This is a genomic window from Natronomonas salsuginis (assembly GCF_005239135.1).
Classification (GTDB): domain Archaea; phylum Halobacteriota; class Halobacteria; order Halobacteriales; family Haloarculaceae; genus Natronomonas; species Natronomonas salsuginis.
Genome location: NZ_QKNX01000007.1, coordinates 98,223 through 118,401, shown reverse-complemented (window position 1 = coordinate 118,401; position 20,179 = coordinate 98,223). Strand labels below are relative to the sequence as shown.

Genomic DNA, 20,179 nt, shown 5'->3' with positions numbered 1-20,179 from the left:
CTTTGGGAAATCGGGACAATCTCGCTAGTGAAGCGGGAGATTTGCGTCATGGACATTCGCAGTCTCCAGCTTCAACTTCTTTGATTTAGCGACCCATCCCGACGCCGCCTAGCGATTCAACACAGCCCCGTCACGCCAGCGAACCTGATCCAACAGGTCCGCTGCGACCGATTCCGACCCAAACACATCTAGCGGAATCGTTCGTGTCGGGCACCGCTGAAGCGGTACCCTTGTCGTCTTTGTCTCCGCAGCTACTGTTCACCAGTATCAACAACCTCCTACGCAAGAGCGTACAAAAAACACTATTAAGGCATTCAGTCGTATCTATGACAACGAACGAAACACCCAGATTGACTCTCCGCGTCTGGAACATCTCGTTCACAAGGCGTCCGGAACTCGTCTCGAACGAGAGCTTTCGCGGCATCGATATCCCCATCTACGATATATTGTGCTGCCGAACAAAGGGTACTGTGGGCATCAGATGGAAGATCAGCTGAATATCCCGGAAACAGTCGGCCTACCACTGCGTCGACCAAGGCGTTCTGGGGAATCTCTTCGGTATCTTCTTTTAGTTGTGTTCTCACGGCCTCCACGTCGATTACGTCCGAGAGCACCTTTTGCCGAAAGGTAAACACCATCCGAAACTGCACTTGTGTCCCCTTCCATTCCGCAGGCGGAATTAGCTCCTGACATCGGGTGTGGAACCGACAGCCTGCGGGCGGGTTCATTGGTGAGGGGACTTGCCCGTGGAGTCTAATCCGTTCGGCTCGATCGTCAGGGTCTATCCGTGGAACTGCGGAGAGAAGTGCTTTCGTATAGGGATGCTGGGGTGAGCCGAACAGCTCGTCGACTGCAGCGCATTCGACAATTCGACCTAAGTACATCACGGCGACACGGTCAGCGATGTGACGGACCGTGCTCAGATCGTGGGCGATGAACAGCATTGCTGCACCGTGCTCATTCGTGAGGGTATCTAAACGCTTGAGGACTTTCGCTTGGACACTGACATCGAGAGCCGATGTCGGTTCGTCGGCTACTAGAAAGTCTGGTTCCACCGAGAGTGCTCTGGCGATGCCGACACGCTGTTGCTGTCCTCCCGAAAGCTGCTCCGGTGTCCGATCAAAGTGTTCTGCAGATAACCCCACCCGTTCGAGCAACTCTCTGGCTCGTTCCTGACGCACCCTCGAATCAGCGCCGATATTGTGGACATCCATCGGGGTAGTGACGAGCTGACCCACTGTCTTGCTCGGATTAAGTGATCCGAGGGGGTCCTGAAAGATCATCTGCATTTCCCGGCGGAAGGGGCGCATCTCCGACTGAGATAGGTCGGTGAGATCCGTCCCGCGATATGTGATAGATCCGGCTGTAGGCTGGTGAAGTTTCAGCAGCGTTTTAGCGAGCGTACTCTTGCCACAGCCGCTCTCTCCGACGACTGCCACCGTCTCTCCTTCCCTGATCGTCAGGTTGACCCCGTCGACGGCGCGCACCACGTCGGGAGCATCGAACAGTCGACTGAGCGGCCCGGACGAAGTCTGGAAGTGCTTCTTGAGGTCGCGAACTTCCACGAGCGAGGTCTGTTCGTCTGCCGGTGCCGTGCGTGAACCGATTGTCTCAGTCATGCTTGTTCACCAGATCCACTGATTGCGACTCGCCACGTTTCAGACAGGCTGCGCTGTGTTCGCCATCTCCGACACTCCGATCTGACGGACGGTTCTCGTGGCACTCTTGGGTCGCTTCCGGACACCGCGGCGCGAAAAGACAGCCCTCCATTTGACCTGTCCGTTCGGGAACGTCTCCCGGAATCGCGCCGAGCTCAGTCGACCCATCCAAGTGAGGGATGCTATCGAGGAGACCGACCGTGTAGGGATGCTGTGGCTGACGGAACAGCCTCTCGGTTCTCGCCCGCTCGACGACCTCCCCCGCGTACATCACGTAGACGAACTCGCAGAGCTCGGCGACCACCGCGAGGTCGTGCGTAATCACCATGACCGCGGTGTCGAAGGCCTCCGCGAGCGCCTCCAGTTCGTCGAGTAACTTGGCCTGGGTCGTCACGTCGAGGGCCGTCGTCGGTTCGTCTGCGATCAGGAGATCCGGCTCACACGAGAGCGCGATGGCGATGAGCGCGCGCTGGCGCATGCCGCCGCTGAACTCGTGGGGGTAACTCGACGCCCGACTCGCCGGTTCGGGGATACCGACGGTTTCCAGCATCTCGATGCTCCGCTTCCATGATTCGGAGTGTTTCGTCGCGCCGAGGAGTTTCCGCTTGACCTCCGCTCCGAGCGAAACGCTCTCACCAACATCCTGATGTAACCGGATCGTTTCGGCTACTTGTTCGCCGACGGTTATCGTCGGATTCAGGCTGTTCATCGGGTCCTGAAAGACCAGCGAGATGTCGCTCCCGCGAACGGACTGGAGTTCGGACTCCGTCTTCGAGAGCAGCGACTCCCCCTTGAACCGAATCTCACCGTCTGTGACGCGTCCGGGTTCTTCGACGATGCCCATCACGCTCTCGGCTAGAACCGTCTTCCCGCTCCCGCTCTCGCCGACGACACCGACGATTTCGCCGCTCGAAACGCTCAGGCTCACGTCGTCGAGCGCGGGGATGGTGTATCCGTCCATAGGGAACTCCGTGTGGAGGTTCTCGACTTCGAGGAGCGTCATCTGTCGTGGACCTCCCGTTCGCTCACGTCGAACGCCTCGCGCAGCCCCTCGCCGAACAAAGTAAACGAGAGGACGGTGACGAGGATGGCCAGTCCTGGGAGCACGCTGATCCACCACGCCTCGTGGAGGAACTGCCGACCGTCGGCCAGCAGCAGTCCCCACGTCGGCGTGCTCGGAGACACGCCCATCCCAATGAAGGACAGGCCAGCCTCCCAGAGGATAGCGATGGGTATCAGGAGAGTGATCTGGACCAGTATCGTCCCGGTGACGTTCGGCAGAATCTCCCGGAACATAACGCGCCGCGGACGCATTCCGACGGCTCGTGCGGCCGTGATGTAGGCTTCCTCGCGGGTCTTGAGTACTTCGCTTCGAACCAGACGTGCGAAGTCGTCGACAAATCCGAAGCCAATCGCGATGATCACCGGGACGACACCGATACCGCCCGTGACTGCGATGATCGCGACCGCAAGTACAATCTCCGGGAACGCCCACTGCAGGTCTATGTAGCGCATCAGCAGTGAGTCGATCCACCCGCGATAGTAGCCCGCCAACATACCAATCGTCGTTCCTACGAGTAACGCGAACCCGACCGTCGCGAAGGCCACCAGCAGCGATATCCTGGCCCCGTAGATCAGTTCGGTCAGGATGTCTTTGCCCTGCGAATCAGTTCCCAGTGGATGCCAGATTTCCTCCGTCGTGCCGTCCAAGTCGAAGTCGCCTTCCGAGTGGCTGTTCGGTGGCTCAAGTAGGTCGTACGTGGTCTGTGGCTCGGTGGGCGCCAGATACGGTGCGAAGACCGCGAGGATGATGATCGAAACGACGACGACGGCACCAACTACCGCGCGCTTGTCTGAGAGGACGGTTCGCATCACGGGACCGAGCCAGTCACGTTGCAGTCGGTCCGGTGCGTGGGGTGAATCGGTGAGAGAACTCATCGGCGGGAATCACCACCGTAGGATATCTGTGGGTCCAGCACGGTGTAGGTCAGGTCGACGACGATATTGATCAGTATCATCATAGCGGCGATCAGAATGATAACGCCCTGCGTGACCGGGTAGTTCCGCTGGAGGATCGATTCGACCAGCAGCCGACCGAGCGCGTTGATTCCGAAGACGAACTCGACGGTCACCGTCCCGACGACGATGATTCCGAACTGGATTCCGGCGATGGTCACTACCGGAAGGAGCGCGTTCTGCAGGGCGTGTTTGTACAGTCGAACCCGGCTGCCGACCCCTTTTGCTCGCGCCGTTTTGAGGTAGGGGGCATCGAGCGTGTCGATGAGCGACGACCGCGTGATTCGCAGGACTACCGCACCGTACGGAAGCCCGACAGCCGTCGCGGGGAGCACCACCGACTTGAGCCACGGAATCACACCCTCACTGGGCGGCGTGTAACCGAAGACTGGTAACCACCCGAGGTAGACGCCGAACACCAGTGCGAGGAGGATTCCGATGAAGAACCCGGGCATCGAGAGCCCCATGTACGCGATGACTGTCGAAACGATGTCCGGCAGTCTATCCTTGTGGGTCGCGCTGATGATCGCCGCAGGGAACGCCAGTGAGAGTCCGATCACCGCGCCGAGTACCGCAATGGAAATCGATTTCGGTGCGGCCTGCAGGAGGATCGACGTGACCTGTTCACCGCTCGTGATACTACGGCCCCAATCGAGGAGGACGAGATTACTCATCCAGTCGAGATACTGCAGGTACAGCGGTTGGTTGAGTCCGAACTCGGCGGCCATTTTTTCGACAACCGCCGGGTTGGCCTGTTGGCCAAACATCGTCTGAAACGGGCCTCCCGGGAGCAATCGAACCCAGAAGAAGACGATGGTAGAGACCAACCAGACGAGAACCACCGACTGACCGAGGCGGGCTAACGCGTATCGTTTCATGATTTCAAACACCCGCGTCGGTCATTCGGAAGTCGAGAGATACTCCAGACGACGCTGGAAGGGAACGTGGACGAACCCGCTCACATGTGACCGGTGACCGACCACGTCTTCCCGGTGTCCGAAGAATGCGGTCGGCGCGTCCTTAATGACCCGATCCTCGATCTCCTGGAGTTGTTCGCGCCGCTCGTCGCGGTCCGTCGTCTCGCGCTGGGCTTCAAGCAGTTCGTCGACGCGTTCGTTATCGTAGCCCGCGTCGTTGAAAATACCCTCGCTGTGGAAGCTCCGGTAGATACCCGTGTCCGGGTCGTAGTCGCCAGAGGACCACGTAATGACGGCGTCCGCGTCCGGGACCCTATCCCAGTAGACCGACGTGGAGACCTGTTCGATACTGACATCGAGTCCAGCGTTGCTCAGTTGTCGCTGGATGATCTCCATCAGTCTCTTCGTCCGACCGTCAGCGAGCAACGTGACGCTCGCGTCGGCTACACCGGCCTCTTCGAGCAGCCGCTGCCCCTCTTCGGGGTCGTACGCCTGGTCTTGGGGCTTGTCTTCCCAGTCGCGGTAGATCCACTCGTGAGCTGGGGAGTACAGCGTCGGTTCGGGGTTGGCGTTCCCGAAGAACCCCTCCTCGACCATCTGCTCGGAGTCGATGAGTTTCGCAAACCCGAGCCTAGCCGTCTTCGTGGTGAACGGCTCCACATCGCTGTTCATCGACAGGTTGTAGTAGTTCAAGTCCGGTCGCTGGTGAGTGACGATGTCGGAACTCTGCTTCAACTGGGGCGCATTCTCCAGTGGCACCTCGTTGATGAAATCGAGATCGCCACTACGGAGCGCGTTCACGATAGTCCCCGCTTCTGGAACTGCACGGACAGTCACCCCATCCAGGTACGGCAACTGGGTTCCGTTCTCGTCTGTGCGGTAATAGTCGTCGAAAGCCTCGAGTTCTATTCTCTCACCGACATCGTGGGAGACGACTTCGAAAGGACCGGTTCCGACCGGGGTCCGCTTGAAATCTTCGCGCCCCATCTCCTCCAGTGCGGTCTGGTTGATCACGTTCGCGGCGCGCCCCTCGCGGCTGAAGTAGATCAGGCCCGGAATGTAGGGCTGTTCGAACTCGACCGCAACGGTATAATCGTCGATGACCGAGACGCCTCCGTCGTCAATGGGCTTGAGCGGCGAGAGAAGGTCGGAGTTCGGCGCTTCCTCGGTGATGGACCGCTCAACGCTGAAAGCCACGTCGTCTGCAGTGAATTTTTCGCCGTTGTGAAACGTCACGTCTTCGCGCAACTCGTAGACGATCCTAGCGCCGCCCTTTTCGACGGTCCAGTCAGTCGCAAGATCCCCCTGCATTTCGACCTCAGGGGTCAACATCGTTAGGCCGCTCGTAATATTAGCAATCAACTGGAATCGCTCTCCGCTGGTCACGTAGTGAGGATCGAGATCATCGAGTCCAGAGGCGTACCAGCCGGCGGTGATACTGTCGCCAGTATCAGGCGTCCCGTTTCCGGTCGCCGATGTGTCGCTGGTGTTCGTGTCGGCAGATCCGTCGGATCCGGCACAGCCCGCGAGTCCGGCGATACCTGCGCCTGAAAGGAGTTTGATAGTTGTTCTCCGGTCAATCGTGGGTCCCTGGAGATTCTCAAGGGAAACGCTCCCGGAATCCGTGACCATATCGGATCGGTCTTTCATTCGCTACGGCTCGATCGATCTGACGTATTTGATTAAGGTTTTATAATAGTGCTCCCGAGTCTTCTAAGCAGTTGATTGGCCGCTATATCGCTATATAGTGGGACAGGTCGCCTTAATTTGCGAACAGTCTGTGGACACGTCTCGGGGGCAATCGATAAACCGACTATACATCTCGAAGATCTCCCGACTCCTCTGCTGTTCTCTGTGGAAAAGTTAATTCCAACGGGAAGTTATGGCTACTGGAGAGACCCCAGAACCGTGTCTAACTGCTGCTTACTGGCTACTATGTACTCCGGATTCTGTGTATGAACTTCGAGAGAAAGCGTCCCGGTCCAGTCAGTTCGTTGTAACGTCTCGAACAGGGAACGGAAGTCGACAGTCCCGGAGCCGAACGGAAGATGTTCGTCCTCTGGATACCGGGAGTCGTTCAGGTGGACATGTGATATCCGGTCACTGTACCGTTTTACGAACTCACTGAGTCGGTCCCTAGTGTAACCGGATATGCGCGCGTGGCCCGTGTCAAGCGTCATCGATGTGTCGGTCTCGGCGAGCAGTGTGTCGAAGTTTCCGATCGTGAACGCCGTCCCGAAGATGTTCTCGGCACAGAGTTCGATGTCGTGACCGGACGCCTTTCGATGTAATTTGCGTATCGACTCGACGATTATCGGACGGAGTTCCTCGGCGTCATACGCCTTTTGCCACACGTTAGCCGTCGGATGGACGACGGCCTTCTCTGCGTCCAACTGGGCTGCAGTTGCGAGACAGTCCGACAGTTCCGAGACTGAGGCTTCTCTAATACGGTCGAAGGGTGAACCGATATCCAGAGAGAATGGGAGGTGAACGACCAGCGAAAGATTCGTTTCCTCGAGTTGTTTCTGATGGGTCTCCAAGTTCTCCATTAGCTGTTCTCTAGCAAACCGTCCCTCCATGAATAGTTCGATGAAATCGAACTCCTCCTGTTGTGCGACTGTTATTGATTCCTCAAAGGGGACGCCGATATCTGTCACGAACCCACGGGGCATGGACTGCATAATCAGCCTAACTGTATCCCGGCCCCGTTTGGACGTTTTATATTTGTTATATGTATTGTTACGTATGGGGGTTGTAGGGGTCATATGAATATTTAGAGTACATATATTTAAACCAACACATCTAAGCATACCTGATATTCAAAAAGATATGGTAGTTTATGAATTCCTGGATACAAACCGTTGAGAGAGCCGCTACAGCAGGAGCAACTGTCGCCAAATCTCATTTTGATAGCGATTTGACTGTCGATACAAAATCCGACAAAACTGATGTCGTAACGGTCGCGGATCGATCAGCACAAAAGCGAGTCATCGATGAGTTACGGAAGCAATTCACGGAGGAACCGATAGTTGCAGAGGAAGGCGAGTTGCAAAAACACCCCAGTTCGACGGGGACCTGCTTTGTGGTCGATCCTATCGACGGCACTAACAATTTCGTTCGGTCTATCCCACTATGGGCGACGAGTGTGGCTCGTCTTGAGGATGGGGAGTGCGTGGCAGCGTCAACCGTCGCCCCACTCGGTTTCGGAACCTTCGTCGCTGACGAACGTGACACGCGTCGGGACGGAGATTCTATCTCTGTTAGTGACCGTTCCGACCCGGAACTGTGCAACGTCGTTCCGACACTGTGGTGGGACTACAACGACCGAGACGAATACAGTGGTGTCTGTGAGGGTATCACCAGTCGGTTTGCCGACCTGAAACGGTATGGATCGACACAACTAGAATTGGCCTTCCTCGCGGCGGGGCAAATCGATGCGGTGGTCACGAACCGACAGGGGCCCGCCTGGGACACTGTCGCAGGCGCCCACCTTGTCCGACAGGCTGGCGGCACAGTAACGGATATCTACGGAGACCGATGGACCCACGAATCCAAGGGTCTCGTCGCATCAAACGGAGAAATTCACGAGATAGCACTCGAAGCTGTCGATGTGTAGATACTAACAGATGTCTTCAAAACTATCTAAATTAGTGTCTGTCAGAATCAGAACAAACCGACGAGGTCGACACCTGCTGCTCGGATACAAAAAGGGTGGGAGCTGATGAGTATGCTCTCGATACCGATTCTCGGATTAGTTCTCGCTGTCGTGGCCTCGGTCGGTTTTGCACTGCAATATATTTTTGTCCGCATCGGAACGAGGTCAGGCCGCGTTGAGGACGTGGTCTGGATATCACTCCTATGTAACACCGCGATCATCGTGCCGCTGGCGGTGGTGTTCTCGAACGGTGTGGTATCTCCCAGATCAATCATGGCGTTCGTAGCTGCCGGTGTCGCAGGGGCCTTGCTCTCGCGGATACTCATGTTCCAGAGTATCCAGCGAATCGGTGCGAGCCGCACGTCGCCCATCGTAGCCTCAAACGTCATCTTCGCTACCGTCTTCGCGATGTTCACTTTCGGTGACACTGTGACATTGATCCACTTCCTCGGGATCGTCCTCATTGTTGTCAGCATCGCGTACATCTCCTACGAGACTTCGAACGATCCAGAATCAGTGAACCAGAATCCAACGGCCAAAATAATCGCACTCCCAATACTCGCAGCGCTTTTTATAGGAGTGGAACCGATATTCATTTCTATCGGCCTGTCATTTGGTACATCGACTCTGACCGGACTCGCCGTAACGGTCAGCACAGCCTTCGTTGGGTTCAGTACATATCTTGCAGTCTCGTCCGGTATCCCACGCCCTGATGTGATATCCGATCCTGAATTCAAGTGGCACCTCGGTGCGGGGCTGATCATAACAATCTCGATGCTTAGCTACTTCGCCGCCCTGGAGAGTGCACCTGTCGTCTTGGTTGTACCTGTCATCCAGACATCGCCGCTGTTTATAATCCTCATCTCGATGTTCGCTCTTCCCGATCAGGTGGAGAAAATAACTTGGCGACTCACCGTTGCAGCTGTCGGCGTCGTGATCGGCGCTACGTTTGTCTCATTATACGGATAGCAATATCGATTATCGTAGTCCCCGAAGCAGGTTCTGTGAATTTCTCATACATCTGCTCGGCTCTGCTGAAACCCTCAGTGTGTTACATTTTCGCCGCGTAATTTGACGAAATGAAAGCCCTACCAAAGTCGCAGATTCTCCGGTTTACTGAGAAGACGATCCATCCGGCACGGCGAGCCGTCTCCCGGTACTCCTCGAAGTTCTCCAAACACCGCTATACACTCCTGCAGCACGTTGTTCTGCTGCGTCTCAAAGTTCGGAAGAACACGACCTACCGTGGCCTGCTTGACGAACTGATCGAGGGGCCACGCATCCGTCGTGCTCTTGGGTTAGCGCGGACGCTCGACGAAATCGCAGTCGTCAGCCGTGTCGACTCGCTGGAGATCAAACGCACCTACAGATACGTCGTTCGGGAACTCGACGTGCAGATTCCACCGACGGATCCAATAGAATACGTCGGGCGTATCGTCTCCGAACTGGACTGTAGCGATGACACGACGCGACAAGCCCGCCAACTGGTCGAAGCAGCTACGGCTCATGGTGTCCACAGCGGGAAAAACCCAGTCGGTATTGCTGCGAGTGCCGTCTATGCGGCGGGCAGGCTCTGTGGGGAACATATCACGCAAGACGACGTGTCTGCGGCTGCTGACGTCAATAACGTCACTATTCGGAACCGGTATCGTGAAGTTCTCAACGCCTACGAAGAGCGTGAAAATGGGTGAACATTCCGGGGATATCCAGTGCTATGCCTGCGGCCACAGTTACTGGTATATTGGGGAGGGAGTACATTTAGGCCGCTGTCCGAAATGTGACTCATACTGTGTTAGTCCAGCGGGCAAGCTGTCGACAGTGGGTTCTAATGCGGCTACAAAACGATCGATTACGGAACTGATTGTATTGGCGATTGACCAACGACATCGGCATTACCTCTATCAGTGTGTCGATAACGAAGATGGTTGCAAGCTTACTGCGCTACACGTTGAAGGGCATGTCGTCCGACCAATCAATGCGGACATCCCCATACCCGAAACGATAAGAGATGAAATAGAAGATTACAGACACGGTGCGAAAATAGAACAGAGATGAAATCTGTTGTGAAAATCTGCTCTGTTTAGCTTGACAGCCACGCGGAAGTTGATTTTCTAGTGTTACGCTTATTGCAACTGTAGAGACGACATCTACGAGAATCGAAGCTGATTGCAGGCGTTAGCCTCGTGTGCACAGCCCATTACTCGTCTAGCAGTTCGTCGAAGACCTTCTGTTGTGCAGCCCGGAGGTGTTGTGTCATCGTTGCACGAGCGATACCGAGCGTCTGGGCTAATTCGGACGCGGACACCTGGCGGGGCCGCTCGAAGTATCCACGAAAGTACGCTTGGCGGAGGACAGATTCCTGTTTGTCAGTGAGGGGGGCGAGCGGGGACGATAGCTCCTCGGGCGATTCCCTCTCGGTGTTCCACAACGCGGTCATCCTGACAGTCTCGAACTGTTCTTTGAGCGTGTCAACGATCGGGGTCGCAGTAGCTTGGTCAGGCACTGCTGATATGAGGTTGACTGTTCCGTCCATCGCGGTAACCTCCTCGACTGTCGCCCCATGAATCACCAGCGTTGCTTCCGGTGGGAATACAGTGCTGTAGACATCACAGCGAATGCCATCTGCGGTTTTGACTGGCGACTTCAGCTCGAACGTGCCCGATTCCTCAGCAGCCGCCTCAATTTCCTCAATCGAGCTATCTGCGATCATCGTCAGGTACTGCAGGGTTCCATCGTCTTGTCTGCGCGTCGAGAGCACACGAGCGCAGGTGGAGCCACCGAGGGTAGACGTGAGCTCGGCTAGAGGAAGTGACGGATCGGTTATCTCGAGTTCTACCCACTGGCTGGGGTCGCCGAGCAGTGACTGTGCCAATTCCTCGTTGTGTTGTGCGTGGCCGATTACGTCTGCGTACTCGGTGAGCGTTTTCCAGCGGCGTCCGGTTAACGGCGGATCGTCTGGGGAGAGATACACACAAAGCGTTCCGATTCGAACGTCGTCGTAGGTTATCGGGAGGGCAGCGGCAGTAGTAAATCCATGCTCACGCGCGAGTTCGGCCCAGCGCTCGGAGACGAGTTTGTACGCTGTGGGGACTCCCTCGCTGTCTTGGCTCTCGGGCACAGAAACGACAACGGGTTCGTCCCGAGAGAGGACTTTCGTTGCTGGATCAGCACTATCCGATCGAATGCCAGCCGAACCAGTTACTGCTTCGAGATACGACTGACACCCTGTGACTGCTCGTGGAACGACCGCACGTTCCGAATCCGTGTCAACTGCGCCGATCCACGCGCCGGTATACTGATTCTCCTCGACCAGAATCCGACAGAACTGTCGCAAAAGCCCCTCAGACAGCGTCGTAGAGCGGAGCAGATCCAGTATCGCCGTCTTGCTCTGGTACTCCCGGCTCAACTGCCGCTGGAAGTTAGCCGAGGCGATGGCGTTCCGCACCCGGTTGCCAATCAGTGTTGCCTCGCTGTCGTCGCGATTCTTGATGATATAGTCGGTGACACCCCGATTGATCGCCTGACTCGCAATCTGTTCGTCACCCCTGCCTGTAACGAGGAGAAACGGGCAATCCTGCGTCTCCTCTTGGATGTCCTCGAGCAAATCGAAGCCAGTCCCATCGCCCAGTTGATAATCACAGATGATGCAGCGCCACGGCTCCGCATCGAGCACCTCGCGTCCGCCTGTGAGACTGTTCGCGATCGTCACCTCTAGCTTCGGCTCGGTGGTCTCGAGCAATCGAGCCGTCGCTCGGGCCCACTGCGGGTCGTCGTCGACGAGAAGTACCGGCATAGGGCCGAGTAGTGGCTCAGTTGCTACATCTCGCCCATCGGTTCGTCCGTTCACGGCTCTTGGTTCGGTTGTATCATAGACGTGAATATAAGCTGTATACCTTCAAGCGCTGGTATGTGACACCGCTCAACCACTGACATGTGCGCTTTCGGTCTCGATTTCGGGTGGTCCTGTTTCGATGTGGACATCGAATCGGGCCCCGCCACTCGCACTCTCGGTCGCGGAGATCTCCCAGCCGTGGGCCTCGAAGATGGTGCGGACGATCGCAAGTCCGAGCCCCGACCCGGAGCCAGTACTCATACCGTAGTCGAAAATCTCCGTATCCTGTGTCGCAACGAATCCCGGCCCGTCGTCGGCAACGTAGAACCCCGATTCCGTTCGTCCGACAGTGACCGTTGATGCGCTTGTTTCACGCTGGATTGCGTTCGAGACGTCGGTCGGCGGCGTAGCAGACGCAGTCGACGAATCCGGTCGATTCCCTGGCCACTCAGTAGGGACGTTCCCGTGTATAACGACGTTCTCGAAGAGATTCTGAAAGGCCTGTTCGAGACGGGTGGCGTCACCGATGAGCTGGCGCGACGACACGATGTCGAGTTTCAATGGTCCGGTTTCGACAACGTCCCACGCTGACGCCGCGACGTCTGCCAGCTCGCAGTCTGTGGGGTCGCCGATCGATGCACTCTCGCGTGCCAGCGTCGGTAACTGGTCGGCAAAGGTGGTCAGACGGTCGTGGACCGCCTCCAGATCGTCGATGGTTTGCGCGGCTTCTGTGCCGGATACGCCCTCATCGAGACGGAGTAGCGTTGTCAGTTTATTCGCGGTCGATAGCGGCGTTTGAAAGTCGTGTGAGACAATGTGGGCGAGCCGTTCGAGCTGTTCGTTCTGGCGCTGTAATTCCAGCCGTTCCCGCCGGGTCGTCACGTCTTGGATCAACAGTACAACCCCGCTGGAGTGAATCTGTGAGCGGGTGATCTCGTAGACGCGATCGTTTTGCTTGACGGTGACCACCGGGTCGTCGATTGGGCGGCCTGCGAACTCGTCAAGAACAGCCGCCGCTGATTCACCTGTGGCTACGTTTGGACGCTCAAGACCGAGATACTCCGTAGCAGTCGGATTACAGCGGATGATGGTATCGTCCTCGGCGACGACGACACCGGCGTCCAGTTGGTCGAACGCCTGGTCGACTCCGATGTTCCCTGTTGCGGGCAGCACGCTGAACCCTTCTGCGACCGCGAAAAAATACAAATAGGCCGCAGCGGCGAACGGTCCGACGACTCGTGGCAACGGAAGTGTTCGGGGGACAATGCCGACGATGCCGACCGTCGCAGCGAGGAGAAACACCAGCGCGGGAACGGCGAGCACGGCTGCAGTTCGCACTTTGACGACGCGCTGGGAGAGTGCGGCTCGAAATAAGAGGAGACTCCCCATCAACAACGCAGCGAGTGTCGATAGCAGAACGACCGAGCCGACCGCGTCGAAACGCGGGCTCGAACTCGGCGTCCCCCAAAGCGGTGCGACGCTCGGCTCGACGTATATGCCCGGAATAGCCGCCAATAGCAGTGGGAGCCCGACTACTCCCCCCATCACCGCCGCTTGTTGCCACCGCGAGACGTCCGCGAGATAGCCGAGATATCCGAGAACGAACAACACCCAGGTCGCCGTTGCTGCCGGGGCGAGCCCTGTCGTGAGTACCTGTATCCGTTCGATGAGTGCGACGCTGCGCGTGGTGAGGACGGCGATATCCGACAGTGAAAAGAGGATGATAAAGACAGCTCCGAACACGAAGTACCAGACGCCGGGCTTGTGGCGATTCCACCACGCCACGAGGGTGACGGCCACGTACGCGAAGAGATTCACGATGAGAACGAGGAGGACTGCTTGAACCCCGCTGATCATACAAGACAAAACGCAGTACAGATATTATATAATTTCAGTTTGGATGTGGCGGGCAGCGCTTTAGGGCATGCCCCCTGGACGACTCACGGCTCGTCCCTTCGCCGCAGTGCCCACACGGCGACTACGACCAGCACAGCAGCCACCAACAGGACGAGGAATCGTCCACCAGGGGCCGATCCGTCGGCTGTGTCGGAGGGCTCATCGGTGGCATCTTCGGCGTCCGCGGTCGGTTGTACTCCCGCGTCTGTCGTTCGTTCGGACCCATCGGCATCGCTGTCTTCGACGGTGAACTCTCCCAACGATTCTCCTGCGATAGTAAGCGCCAGCCCATCGGCGTCGGGGACGGTCGCTCGCACGGTTGCCTCGACGGTCTCACCCGCCGGCACCGACACCTCGGTCTCTGCGAGGACGACACCGTCACCGCGCAGTCGAACCGTGTACGTCCCCTGCTCGGTCCCGATGTTCTCGACCGGGACGCTCGCGTCGATCACACCGGTCTCCACATCGGCTTGCTCGAGCGTTGGCTCTCCGAGGTCGAATATCGGGGCCTCTGTGCCGATCACGAACGTCGAGAAGCCCGGCGTGTCCGCCTCGAAGTAGTAGTACGCGTCGTCTTCACCAACGCGCCGCGTCGACAGCGCGCGGTAGCTCTCCGGTTCCTCGCGGTACAGGGCGACACTCTCGGCGGTCGCGCCAGTGGCCGCCAAGTAGCTCTTGCGAACACGGAACCGGTGTGTCGCCGTCTCGAGGTCGTCCGAATCGAACGTGTGTTCGACGGTGATGAAGCCGACGGGTCGAGCGGAAGTCGCCTCGACGAACCGTGTGCTCTCTTCGTCGAAGGCGTCCGTCGAGAGGTCCACCTCGCCGGACGACTCGCCCTCGCCACGATCCGTGTCCTCTCCGTCGGAAGGCTCGGCGTCGCCATCACCCGATTCGGCGGCCGTGGCGAAGACATCGACGTCGCGTGCGGTCACGGTGAGTTCGTGGTCGCCCTCCTCGCTGATGGTGAGTACGAGGCCGTCCGATTGGACGTTGCGGGGCGCCGACTCCCCAGATGGCGTCTCCTCGTTCTCCGTCGGCGGCGCGTCTCCGTCTGTGGGTTGGCTAGCCGTCGGTCGGCGCTGTTCGGTGAAGTCGACGGCGATCTGCTCGCCACCGTCGACGTTCCGCATCGAAACGACGAACCCGGTGGTCGAGGTCGGGGCCACATCGGACTCACCATCCTGCGCTCCCGCGGCGTCGGGTTGCGCCATCGAGCGGACGTCCACGCTCGAACGATCGTCATCGTCGTCGTTACTACTCCCACCGCTGGTACTGGCGCCGTTGCCGCTGTTGTCATCACTGTCGCTGCTGTCCTCGTTGCTTTGACCGCTGTCGGGATCGTCGTTGCCATCGCCGCCCGCCCCGGGTGTGGGAGCAAGCTCGTGTAGTCCCGGTGGCGGCGATTGAGTGTTGTTTAGCAGGTACGGGTAGGAGCTGTGTGTCTCGTTGTCCACGACATCCCACGTGTGCTGGAAGTCGAAACCAGCCAGACTCTCGTTGGCCTTGAGTTGGCTGGTGTTGAGATCGGTGCCGCCCTCCGAGGACGATTGGGCCGCCGTCTCGGTGTCCCAGTAGGCGCTCTCGACCGTCGGCGACGCCTGCGTCGTGCCGATCAGACCGCCGACATCGGTTCCCCCGGAGACTGTCCCGGCGGCATACGCCTCGGTTACGTTGGCGTTCGTTCCGGTGTGATTGCCGACGAGTCCGCCGACGGCCGTGTCGCCGGTGACGTTGCCGACCGCGTAGCTGTGGACGACCGTCTCGTTGCGGGTCGTTCCGACGAGGCCGCCCACGGACTCGTTCCCGGTGACGTCACCGGTGGCGTAGGACTCGCGGATGGTTCGTACACGCCTATTGTTACTCTCGGTCCCATCGGCGTAACCGACGAGCCCGCCGACGTGGGTGGCATCCGGCGCGTCGACAGTGCCGGAGGCGCTCGACCGGGTAATTGTGCCGCGATATAGCTGGCCGACGAGCCCGCCGACTTTCTCACCAGTCACTCCCGCTGGGGCGGTTACGGCTCCGGTGGCCGTTGAATTGCTGATTGTGCCGCCCGGGAATGATTGGTTCTTATTGAAATCAACCGGAAAACTCTCGCCTCCGTTTCCGCCGACAAGCCCTCCGACAGACTTGTTGCCTTTGACTTTCACGTTTGCGTGCGAATCAGCGATTCTGCTGAAGGTGCTGCTGAAGGTGCCACCGATGAGCCCGGCGACGAAGCTGTCTCCTTTGACCGTCGTTCTCCCCGTGGCTGAAGAGGCGTTCACTGTCCCGCCAGCGTGAATGCCAATAAGTCCACCAACGTGGAGAGTTCCATTGACGGATTTAATCTCCTCTGCTGATGAAGTGTGCACTGTTCCACCGGAATTTCCGCCAATAAGTCCACCAACCTGTAAGCTTCCCGCGACGGTTTCCATTCCCTCTGCTGAGGAGGCGTTCACGGTCCCAGAATTAATCCCAACGAGCCCGCCGACAAGAAGTCCCTTTTTGAGTTCCACCGTCCCGCGTGCAGTCGACGATTCGATCGTTCCGACGTTGTTACCAACAAGCCCGCCAGTTTGTCCGCTCTGTCCAGTTACATTTATTGTCACGTTCGCACTCGATCGTGTAACCGTACCCGAGCCCTCGTTGCTCCCAACGAGGCCGCCAACATTACGGCGGCCATCGGTACCACTGAGAGTACCATGCACAGATACGTTATCGACGAGACCACTATTCTTACCAACGATGCCACCAGTCGCAGGTCCCGAAGATGCTGACGTGAAGCTTAGATCGGTGACTATTAGATTATGTACAGTTCCGTCTTTGACGGTAGCGAACAGTCCAACATTACCCGAGGTCCGATTCATATATAGGTCCGAAATATTCTGATCGTTCCCATCGAACGTTCCGACAAATGGCTCGTCAGCCGATCCGATCGGCTCGAATCCCTTCCCGTCGTTCGCACTCGCATTAGCCACCTCGTCGTAGCCAGTCGTACTCGAATTCAGGTCGGCGAGGAGGGTGTAGTTCGCACCCGGGAGCCGACTTACGTTGTCAAGATGATACCAGTTTTTGATCTCGAACGGAGACGATTCAGATCCAGTGCCGCTAGCAAACAGACTCTCAAGCCCCGGTGGCGGCGATTGAGTGTTGTTCTGCAGATACGGGTAGGAAACTGCCGCCCCACTGCGGACATCCCACGTGTTCTGGAAGTCAAACGCTGTCATATTGTTCGATGCAGCACTGCCTCGCATCTGATCGGTGGCCAGTCCCGCCCCACCGCGACTCGACGCCTGCCCGGTCGTCTCCGTATCCCAGTACGAGTCCTCGGTCGTTGCACCGTCTTCTTTGAATCCAACAAGCCCCCCCACGTCGTTTCCGGAGCCGCTCACACCTCCGGTCGCATACGAGTTAGAAACCGTTCCACGGTTCGTGCCGACGAGCCCACCGACTTCCGCCTCCCCAGTTACTTCCCCTGTCGCATACGACTCGGAAATCGTTCCAACGGCAAAGTTACCCACGAGCCCGCCGATAGCATTGCCAGAAGCATTGACTGTGGCTGTGGAGTACGACGCCGAGATGGTCATTCCATCCGTCCCACCGACCAGTCCACCAACGCGGCCCTTACCACCGGACTGCGTCACCGTCCCGTGTGAGTCGAATCGGAGGATCTGATTCAGGCCTTCACCTGCTGAATTCCACCCGCTTCCGACGACAAGTCCAACGTACTGGTCAGTTCCAGTAACCGTCCCGCTTACACTCCCGTCTCTGAGCTCACCACCTTCCATTTTTCCGACGAGCCCACCGACACCTCCGTCCTCGTAGTCTCCGTTTCCAGTGACGTCCACGTTCGAGAGGTGGAGGTTTTCGATGACACCCTTCTCGCCAGCCGTCGTACCGACGAACCCGAACAGACCGACGCCATCCTCCGCTGGCCGGGCGATGACGATTTCGTCGATCTCGTTGTCCTGTCCGTCGAACGTCCCGGTAAACGGAGCTTCTGATGTACCGATCGGGTCGAATCCCTTCCCGTCGTTCGCACTCGTGTTAGCCACCTCGTCGTAGCCTGTCGTATTCGAATCGAGGTCGTCGAGGAGGGTGTAGTTGGCAGCGGGGTTCTCGCGCACGTTATCGAGGTGGTACCAGTTACCGATCCCGTAGGGATCACTCTCGGAGCCATTGCCCTCAGCGTATGTGATCATCGTGGCGGTGTCGGTGATCGATTTATCTACAGCCGTAAACGTGGGACTGTAGGCGGCCTCTGCTCCAGTCTCGACCGTGAACGTGGTCTCGCCGTTGGTCTCGGTGCTGTTTGTGTCCTTGTCGAAAGAGAGGCCGTCGGCATCTTGTACCGTGATCTCTACGCCCTCGATCGGGTTCCCGAATGCGTCCGTCGCTCTGACCGTTAGCGTATCCGTACTTTCCGAGGCGAGGGCGACGGGAACAGCTTCGATGTTGGCGACGGACGTACCGTCCACTGCTGCAGCCTCCCACTGGAACACCGGGTAGTCGCTAGCGACGCTCTGCCAGGTCCCATCCCAGTCGAAATCCATGTTCTCCTCGGCGGTGACACCCTGCATCTCGGCTGTCGAGAGCGGGGTCATATCGACTGTACCGTCCTCGTCTCTGACACCGAATCCGTCGCTTTCGAGTGAACTGTCCCAGTAGACGGAGGACTGGAAGTCGTCGCCGTCATCCCCGACGAGACCGACGATGGCTCCGACATTACTGTCGCCAGAGATGTTCCCCGCGTAATACATTTCTTCGAACGTAGACGGTTTGGTCGAGGAATGACCGACAATGCCGCCGACCTCGCTACCGGCAGTGATATCAGCCACGACGTAGCCGGTGCTGAGGCTCGTCTCGTACCCCGTCCTGCTCACCATTCCCCCGACCTGCGTCACGCCAGGGGCATCGATCTCCCCAGTGAAGACGGCTTGATCCTCGAGTAGGAATCCGTTGCTCCTGCCCTCAAAATCAACCGCACCGGCGACGATGCCAGCGACGTTGTAGCCGCCCCCGTCAGCGGTTATCGTTCCGTTCACGCTCACATTGACGATTCGCGCATGTGACGTGTTCGTCTCGGCATTGACACCGCCGAGGAGGCCTGCAACCCCGCCACCTCCCGTCCCGGCATATCGGTGACTCCCGGCCTGTCCGGTTATATTGACCCCCTCGAGCCGAAGATTTCCGATCAGCGGTCGGCTGTCGGTCGTGCCGACGGCGGCACCGAATAGGCCGACGAAGTTGTCGTTTGGCCGATCAATCGCTAGCCCCTCGATCGAGTTTGCGTTCCCATCGAACGTGCCAGTGAACGGCTGGCTGAAGTTCCCGATCGGCTCGAACCCCTTCCCGCCGTTCCACCCGCTCGTCGCCGAGGCGTCGACGTCGGAGACGAGTTCGTAGTGTGCATCGAGATCTTCCTCGATACACTGCAACTGGCTCACGTTCTCGATCTCGTAGGGATCGTCTGCGCTACCGTCACCCACCGAAAACGATACCTCGGAACACGTCGGTGCCGTGTCCTGTGCCGCCGCGACACCCACGAGTCCACTGCTCGTGAGGCCCACGACGGCGACGAGGACGACAGCGAGCCACACCAGCGGGCGTCTCACGCCGACTCACCCTCCCGAGTCGTTCGGCCACCGAGGACACGTTCTTCGTGTCGGTGCGGAGACGCACCCACTACAGAGGGTGTTCCCCCGTATCGAGAGTTCGCCGCCCGGTTCCCTGCCGTCAGCACGTCGACGGGAGGCCGACTCGTTGTCGATCCGACGCCACTCCCGGGCCGGCGTGTCGAGGGACCGCGTCCGTAGGCACTCATACGGAGATGATGTGGATGCGGGGCCAAAGGTAGGATACCAGCACTCGGTGGTATACCGAGCTACCGGACCCGAACTCCATTCGACAGGTGGAGCAAGTCAGGTGCCTCGGGGGCTGACCCCGAGGCGGTTCACGTCATTCGCGTCATTCGCGAACGGTAGCGTGCGTACAGATACGTCGGCTGCATCTCACCACTGACGCGAGGATCTTTTTGTCTCAAAACGCTACGAAGCGAATCAATTACAGCAGACGAGTGAAGACTGAGAGTGTGTATGAGACCCCCCCAGAATGCATATGCGTGGGTGCGTACTACGTTGAGTGAGTAGTTGTTCATCGCCAGCGACAACCCTTGCCGCGGAGTGTCGGCAACCACTCCGGCCAGAAGTGAGGACAGTGA

12 protein-coding genes and 1 pseudogene are annotated in these 20,179 nt (G+C 58.2%); 4 read left to right on the top strand and 9 right to left on the bottom strand.

The annotated features are described in order from the left end of the window. Window positions 1–314: 314 nt before the first annotated feature. The 6 genes from DM868_RS13970 to DM868_RS13945 all read right to left on the bottom strand — a co-directional run bounded on the left by DM868_RS13970 (window position 315) and on the right by DM868_RS13945 (window position 7,272). On the bottom strand, window positions 315–1,619 hold the full coding sequence (locus DM868_RS13970; RefSeq protein ID WP_137277450.1) for an ABC transporter ATP-binding protein: 1,305 nt from the start codon (window positions 1,617–1,619) through the stop codon (window positions 315–317). Then, the gene (locus DM868_RS13965) at window positions 1,612–2,661 is read right to left on the bottom strand and encodes an ABC transporter ATP-binding protein (RefSeq protein WP_137277449.1); all 1,050 of its coding nucleotides are present in this window, start codon (window positions 2,659–2,661) and stop codon (window positions 1,612–1,614) included. The genes DM868_RS13970 and DM868_RS13965 overlap by 8 nt, the downstream gene beginning before the upstream one ends. After that, window positions 2,658–3,596, bottom strand: a complete 939-nt coding sequence (locus DM868_RS13960) for an ABC transporter permease (protein ID WP_137277448.1) — start codon at window positions 3,594–3,596, stop codon at window positions 2,658–2,660. Before DM868_RS13960 ends, DM868_RS13965 begins: the two co-directional genes overlap by 4 nt. Further along, window positions 3,593–4,552, bottom strand: coding sequence for an ABC transporter permease (locus tag DM868_RS13955; protein WP_137277447.1), 960 nt, complete (start codon window positions 4,550–4,552; stop codon window positions 3,593–3,595). Before DM868_RS13955 ends, DM868_RS13960 begins: the two co-directional genes overlap by 4 nt. A 21-nt stretch (window positions 4,553–4,573) precedes the next feature. Then, on the bottom strand, window positions 4,574–6,223 hold the full coding sequence (locus tag DM868_RS13950) for an ABC transporter substrate-binding protein (protein WP_170964533.1): 1,650 nt from the start codon (window positions 6,221–6,223) through the stop codon (window positions 4,574–4,576). 254 nt (window positions 6,224–6,477) lie between these two features. After that, window positions 6,478–7,272, bottom strand: coding sequence for a sugar phosphate isomerase/epimerase family protein (locus tag DM868_RS13945; protein WP_170964532.1), 795 nt, complete (start codon window positions 7,270–7,272; stop codon window positions 6,478–6,480). Window positions 7,273–7,430: 158 nt separating this feature from the next. Here DM868_RS13945 and DM868_RS13940 point away from each other — a divergent pair, with 158 nt between their 5' ends. From DM868_RS13940 to DM868_RS15580, 4 genes and pseudogenes are all read left to right on the top strand, one after another. After that, window positions 7,431–8,207, top strand: coding sequence for an inositol monophosphatase family protein (locus DM868_RS13940; RefSeq protein WP_137277444.1), 777 nt, complete (start codon window positions 7,431–7,433; stop codon window positions 8,205–8,207). 105 nt (window positions 8,208–8,312) lie between these two features. Beyond that, window positions 8,313–9,215, top strand: a complete 903-nt coding sequence (locus DM868_RS13935) for a DMT family transporter (RefSeq protein ID WP_137277443.1) — start codon at window positions 8,313–8,315, stop codon at window positions 9,213–9,215. A 110-nt stretch (window positions 9,216–9,325) separates the two neighbouring features. Then, window positions 9,326–9,550 (top strand): annotated as a pseudogene (locus tag DM868_RS15585) (IS5/IS1182 family transposase); the annotation flags it as partial. A gap of 87 nt (window positions 9,551–9,637) precedes the next feature. Beyond that, window positions 9,638–9,937 (top strand): hypothetical protein, encoded by a 300-nt coding sequence (locus DM868_RS15580; RefSeq protein ID WP_246049140.1) that lies wholly within the window; start codon window positions 9,638–9,640, stop codon window positions 9,935–9,937. A 506-nt stretch (window positions 9,938–10,443) separates the two neighbouring features. Here the strand turns inward: DM868_RS15580 and DM868_RS13925 are convergent. The 3 genes from DM868_RS13925 to DM868_RS13915 form a co-directional block, all read right to left on the bottom strand. After that, a complete protein-coding gene (locus tag DM868_RS13925) occupies window positions 10,444–12,039 on the bottom strand; it encodes a bacterio-opsin activator domain-containing protein (protein WP_137277441.1) in 1,596 nt (531 codons plus the stop codon). A 126-nt stretch (window positions 12,040–12,165) separates the two neighbouring features. Further along, the gene (locus tag DM868_RS13920; protein ID WP_137277440.1) at window positions 12,166–13,935 is read right to left on the bottom strand and encodes a sensor histidine kinase; all 1,770 of its coding nucleotides are present in this window, start codon (window positions 13,933–13,935) and stop codon (window positions 12,166–12,168) included. A gap of 83 nt (window positions 13,936–14,018) precedes the next feature. Further along, the gene (locus DM868_RS13915) at window positions 14,019–19,574 is read right to left on the bottom strand and encodes a GLUG motif-containing protein (protein ID WP_137277439.1); all 5,556 of its coding nucleotides are present in this window, start codon (window positions 19,572–19,574) and stop codon (window positions 14,019–14,021) included. Window positions 19,575–20,179: the final 605 nt, after the last annotated feature.

What these genes read in the sequence shown, in the direction of transcription:
- DM868_RS13955 (WP_137277447.1), bottom strand. Translation starts at nt 4,552, where the DNA reads ATGAAACGATACGCGTTAGCCCGCCTCGGTCAGTCGGTGGTTCTCGTC.
- DM868_RS13935 (WP_137277443.1), top strand. Translation starts at nt 8,313, where the DNA reads ATGAGTATGCTCTCGATACCGATTCTCGGATTAGTTCTCGCTGTCGTG.
- DM868_RS13925 (WP_137277441.1), bottom strand. Translation starts at nt 12,039, where the DNA reads ATGCCGGTACTTCTCGTCGACGACGACCCGCAGTGGGCCCGAGCGACG.
- DM868_RS13920 (WP_137277440.1), bottom strand. Translation starts at nt 13,935, where the DNA reads ATGATCAGCGGGGTTCAAGCAGTCCTCCTCGTTCTCATCGTGAATCTC.
- DM868_RS13950 (WP_170964533.1), bottom strand. Translation starts at nt 6,223, where the DNA reads ATGGTCACGGATTCCGGGAGCGTTTCCCTTGAGAATCTCCAGGGACCC.
- DM868_RS13965 (WP_137277449.1), bottom strand. Translation starts at nt 2,661, where the DNA reads ATGACGCTCCTCGAAGTCGAGAACCTCCACACGGAGTTCCCTATGGAC.
- DM868_RS13945 (WP_170964532.1), bottom strand. Translation starts at nt 7,272, where the DNA reads ATGCAGTCCATGCCCCGTGGGTTCGTGACAGATATCGGCGTCCCCTTT.
- DM868_RS13940 (WP_137277444.1), top strand. Translation starts at nt 7,431, where the DNA reads ATGAATTCCTGGATACAAACCGTTGAGAGAGCCGCTACAGCAGGAGCA.
- DM868_RS13960 (WP_137277448.1), bottom strand. Translation starts at nt 3,596, where the DNA reads ATGAGTTCTCTCACCGATTCACCCCACGCACCGGACCGACTGCAACGT.
- DM868_RS13970 (WP_137277450.1), bottom strand. Translation starts at nt 1,619, where the DNA reads ATGACTGAGACAATCGGTTCACGCACGGCACCGGCAGACGAACAGACC.